Below are 4,726 nucleotides of genomic sequence, written 5' to 3'. Positions count from 1 at the left end.
TTAAAGGCAAGTTCAAGGGCTTTAGCAATAACTTTAATGTCCGCATTTCCATTATCAAAAACACCTTGTGAATGTAATGCATAAACCAGTTCTGTTAATGCAGTCTTGCTTCCCGTCCAATTAAGAGCAGAGTTATCAGATGCCTTTTTTTGATTGTTATTATTTAGTTTGTCTTCGATATAAACTTGTATCAGGTCGTTGGCTATAATTTTTGCGACCTTGTAATCGTGGGAAGTGGAAAAGCGATGATCTGCCTCAAAATAAAAGGTGTCTAAGCTTAGCTTAATATCGAACTTGCCACGTACAAAGAGCTTCTCGTCAATAAAAGAGTTATTGGTTCGGTAGTATTTATAAAATTCAAGATTGTTGTCAAAATACCTTTTGAGTTTTCTCAATTCATCGTTAAGGTACTTCTTAATAGGTTTTGCGCCGTAAGGTTTTTTTGTTTCGATTTTATAAATGGTATTATAGTAAATCAACTTTGAAACGATAACAGGTTTCTGATATTTGAAAAAAAGAATTTCCTCCTCAATATTCTTAAAATCTCTTTTCAAGAGGAACTCTTTTAATTCTGACAAAGAATTAACAATAACGTGTATAACAGCTTCTATACTTTGGATAGGGCAATCGGTTTCAATCTCCAATTCTTTGATTGTTGTTTCCAGCTCAAACAGTATTTTCTTATAAAATTTATCCATTTAGTAATCTTGAAATTTCAATGTTCCGGTTACTAATAGAAATGCCTAAATCTGTTATATTTAGGCATCATCCAGTTTCTCACTTATAGCTTAGCCGATTAACAACTCAATGAATGGTTAAACTGTTATTTAACGTTTGGGTATAATTCTCACGAAAGATTTTCTAAAAAATCCATATATAGCGGTACGCTTCTTTCTATCCATTCCTTTTCGCTGTTCAACTCAATGCCGTAATACGCAAAGAGCGGTCTGTAATCGGCTTTTACGTATTCAAAAGTCAGTTCAAAAGGTCGGGTCAGTTCAGCCATAGTGTATTTGTATTTTCCCGTTGCGTTATACTCGTCTTCATCTATCCCGACAGACATCGCCAAAGCAATCTTCTTTTCGGCAACTTTATATCCGCTCTTGCTTCCATACGCCCACCCATAAGTAAGAACGTCATCCAGCCATTTCTTAAAGAATGGAGGGCAATTGAACCAATAGAAAGGAAACTGAAATACAATTTTGTCGTATCGTTCTATCAATTTGTGCTCTGCCAATACATCAATTTGTTCATCGGGATAAACCTTGTGCAATTGATGAACATCATATTTGTCAGGATGCTTGCTTAATTCTTCAATCCACCTTTTATTAATTACCGAAAGCTCTATATCGGGATGGATAACTACTATTAATGTTTTCATATATCGTTGTTCCAACTAAAAATTATTGTGCAAAAATAATTGATGAAACAGTAAATTTGTATATTAGCAACTAATTGTATGGTACTATAAAAAATGTAAGTAATGGCGAAAATTAAAGAAACATCTACCAACTTTGCAAACAAACAGGCTTTAGCAAATTATTGTTTGGAAGTGTATGCTTCTAACATTATCGGTGGGCAATGGGCATTAGCCATTTGCTGTTACCTGATAAACGGAAAACACCGATTTGGAGAACTGAAAAAATGTTTGCCCAACATCACCGAGCGAATGTTAACCTTGCAACTCCGAAAACTGGAAGAAAACAATATCGTAAAACGGACGGTATTTGCCGAAGTACCTCCTCGTGTTGAATACGAACTAACACCGATTGGGTATGACCTGAAACCAATTATCAAAGAACTCGAAAAGTGGGGCAAAAAGCACAAATTGCTATAGTTATGTCTATTCCCAAAATTGTCTTTGTAAAAGGAGAAGAACTCATGTTTCTTCTCCTTTTGATTACAGCTTTATCCTACAATTATTTTTTCCAATCTGCTACTTCATCTGCCACCGCAACAGCTTCTATTTCAATAAGCGCATCGGGTGAAAACAGTGTTGAAACTTCAAAAATAGTATCTGCCGGATAAGGGGCAGTAAAGTATTTGCTTCTCAATTTTACAATCTTATTGAAGTTCCCCATGTCCCGGAGCATGATGGTGACCTTAACGACATTCTTCAAACTTGAACCTCCCGCTTTCAATACCTTGTCCAAATTTTCAAAAGCCTTTTGTGCTTGGGCATCAAAGTCGCCTATGCCTATCAGCTTCCCATCATCGCGAATAGCTGTTTGCCCCGAAATAAACAATAAATCACCTACACGATGACCCTGTGCCAAATGGAACGGTTCGTAAGCGTCCGGCGTAATTTTAATCTGTGAAATTTCCATTTTTTCTTTATTTAAAGTTTTAGATGTGTTCGTCTGTGCGAACGTTTTTCCTGTGATAGTACATAGCGAAAACAATGTGCCGATTATCAATAGTTTGCTCATTTTCATTATTCCTTGTTTAATTGTTTTCAAGATTTAATTCTTTGATGATTTTTCGTGTATGGCGGAGGGTTGCCTCCGGCCATAACATATCACGGTGAAAAGGAATTAGAGGTAAATCGTTCATCGTTTTTACTACCCAATGTGGGTCTGCCAAAGCTACCTTGCCGATAGCGATTAGGTCTGCATGACTGTCTTTCAGGGCGATTTCCACCTTATCAAGATTATGAAAGCCTCCGTTGGCAATTACAGGTATGTCCGTTGCCTGCCGGATAACCGATGCCAATGATAGTCCGTCTCCAAAAAAGCTATCTCGTTCCCATTCGCCCGTCTGCACCGCTACGTGTACAAAATTGGGTTGGCTCGCCTTTATTTCTTCTGCCAGTTCTTTTGCGGTTTCGATACCGTCTGCCCAACGGTACGTAAGGTCGTTTACTTTTCCCTCCGAAACCCTTAAACCGACAACGAAATCCTGCGGTACGGAAGCCTTTATGCCAGCGATAATTTCAGCAACTACACGGAAACGGTTCCGCATTGTGCCTCCGTACTTGTCATTACGGTGGTTCAGTTCCGGTGTGAGGAACTGGTCTAACAGGTAGCCGTTAGCACCGTGAATTTCTACGCCGTCAAATCCCGCTTTGTGGGCATTTACTGCTCCATTGATAAAGCCCTTTTGCATTCTTTCAATATCCGTCAAGTTCATTTCTTTAGGAAGGGGAAAATCTCCCTCGCCACCGTATGAAACCATCTTTACGCCGACAGGTTTTATGGCGGACGGGGCTAAGGTGTTCTCGCTAAATTGCGACAAAGCACCTCCGTGCATTAACTGTGCAAATATGAGAGAGGGCGATTTATGGACAGCGTGGGTTACCTTTTCCCATGAGGCACATTGTTCATGGTTTACGAGTGCAGGCTGATTGTTATAACTTTGGCTACCGTACACATCGGTATAGATGCCCTCGGTAATGATAACGGCAAATCCTCCGGTGGCAAATGCTGAATAATATTCCATCATTTCATCCGTAGCCAAGCCGTCTGCCGTAGCACTGACACGTGACATGGGTGCTACTGCCGTCCGGTTAATCAATTCTCTTTGCCATATACTGGCTTTCTGAAAAATAGGGTGATGTTTCATTTGCTTCTTAAATTTTATGAAGCAAAATTGTCGGTAATTGATTTAGGAAAAATTGATGTAGGTCAAGATGGATTATTTTTTTTCTTAATACGGCTTATAAATTCTGCTGACACCCCCAAATAGGATGCTACTAAATATTGGGGTACTTTTGATGCTATGTTTGGGTAGGTTTCCAAAAAGTCATAATACCTGCTTTCAGCATCGTAAACGTTATTATAGATAAGTCTCTTTTGCAATGTTCCCAAATAACTTTCCAATATTATCCGAAAGTACCGCTCCAGACAGGGAAGTTCTGCCAGTAGCTTTTGAAAAGAATAATGGCTGATTTGTAAAACGGTTGTTTTCTCTATGGCTTGTATGTTGTATATGGATGGCTTTTGCTTGGAAAAGCTACCTAAATCAGAAGCCCACCAATCATCAACGGCAAAAAATAAAATTTCTTCATTACCATTTTCAGCATTGATATAAAACGCTTTCAATGCTCCTGAAACGACATAGCTATCGTAACGACAGGTAACACCATTACGTAAGAGGTAGTCTCCCTTTTCCAATGTTTTCTCCGTCCAAAAACGCTCGAAAGTTGAAATTTCCTCTTGGGTTAAGTGTATATGTTTTGATATGTTTTTTAATAAAGCATTTTCGACCATAGCATTATTTTTACTTCTATTGGTGTTTTGCAAATTTACAAAAATCAACGTAATAAGGTTAGAAGCATCATCCTTTTGTGGTCTTGCAGATCCGCTGAAGATGTTGCGGAAATCGGAACACCAAAATCCTACTTTTCGTCCTGCTCATCCATTTTCCTGATTAGTGCATCACGTAGGCAGTCAAGGAATTTCGTTCTGTTCATTTTTCGGCTTTTAAGTTCCAAATAAGTGTGATAGAAATTTCCTAAACTAACATTAAAGGCAAGTTCAAGGGCTTTAGCAATAACTTTAATGTCCGCATTTCCATTATCAAAAACACCTTGTGAATGTAATGCATAAACCAGTTCTGTTAATGCAGTCTTGCTTCCCGTCCAATTAAGAGCAGAGTTATCAGATGCCTTTTTTTGATTGTTATTATTTAGTTTGTCTTCGATATAAACTTGTATCAGGTCGTTGGCTATAATTTTTGCGACCTTGTAATCGTGGGAAGTGGAAAAGCGATGATCTGCCTCAAAATA

7 protein-coding genes are annotated in these 4,726 nt (G+C 38.4%); 1 reads left to right on the top strand and 6 read right to left on the bottom strand.

The genetic code is table 11. The features are described 5' to 3' along the window. Together FA047_RS20330 and FA047_RS20325 are read right to left on the bottom strand one after the other, a co-directional pair. Positions 1 to 698, bottom strand: a 698-nt coding sequence (locus tag FA047_RS20330) for an RteC domain-containing protein (RefSeq protein ID WP_136837934.1), incomplete at its 3' end; no start/stop codon positions are given. Between the two features lie 149 nt (positions 699 to 847). After that, the gene (locus tag FA047_RS20325) at positions 848 to 1,381 is read right to left on the bottom strand and encodes an NAD(P)H-dependent oxidoreductase (RefSeq protein WP_136837933.1); all 534 of its coding nucleotides are present in this window, start codon (positions 1,379 to 1,381) and stop codon (positions 848 to 850) included. Positions 1,382 to 1,483: 102 nt separating this feature from the next. Between FA047_RS20325 and FA047_RS20320 the strand changes: the two genes are divergently transcribed. Further along, the gene (locus FA047_RS20320; protein ID WP_136837931.1) at positions 1,484 to 1,837 is read left to right on the top strand and encodes a winged helix-turn-helix transcriptional regulator; all 354 of its coding nucleotides are present in this window, start codon (positions 1,484 to 1,486) and stop codon (positions 1,835 to 1,837) included. 82 nt (positions 1,838 to 1,919) lie between these two features. Here FA047_RS20320 and FA047_RS20315 read toward each other — a convergent pair whose 3' ends face one another. The 4 genes from FA047_RS20315 to FA047_RS20300 all read right to left on the bottom strand — a co-directional run. Then, positions 1,920 to 2,459, bottom strand: coding sequence for a RidA family protein (locus FA047_RS20315; protein WP_225872809.1), 540 nt, complete (start codon positions 2,457 to 2,459; stop codon positions 1,920 to 1,922). Then, positions 2,446 to 3,561 (bottom strand): oxidoreductase, encoded by a 1,116-nt coding sequence (locus FA047_RS20310; protein WP_136837929.1) that lies wholly within the window; start codon positions 3,559 to 3,561, stop codon positions 2,446 to 2,448. Before FA047_RS20310 ends, FA047_RS20315 begins: the two co-directional genes overlap by 14 nt. Before the next feature lie 62 nt (positions 3,562 to 3,623). Further along, positions 3,624 to 4,208, bottom strand: coding sequence for a Crp/Fnr family transcriptional regulator (locus FA047_RS20305; RefSeq protein WP_136837936.1), 585 nt, complete (start codon positions 4,206 to 4,208; stop codon positions 3,624 to 3,626). Positions 4,209 to 4,336: 128 nt separating this feature from the next. After that, the coding region (locus FA047_RS20300; RefSeq protein ID WP_205943366.1) for an RteC domain-containing protein at positions 4,337 to 4,726 on the bottom strand (390 nt) is incomplete at its 5' end.

It is taken from the genome of Pedobacter frigoris (genome assembly GCF_005116445.1).
In the GTDB taxonomy this organism is placed as follows: domain Bacteria; phylum Bacteroidota; class Bacteroidia; order Sphingobacteriales; family Sphingobacteriaceae; genus Pedobacter; species Pedobacter frigoris.
The sequence above is the reverse complement of the archived record's forward strand: the minus strand, read 5'-3'. Positions and strand labels throughout refer to the sequence as shown.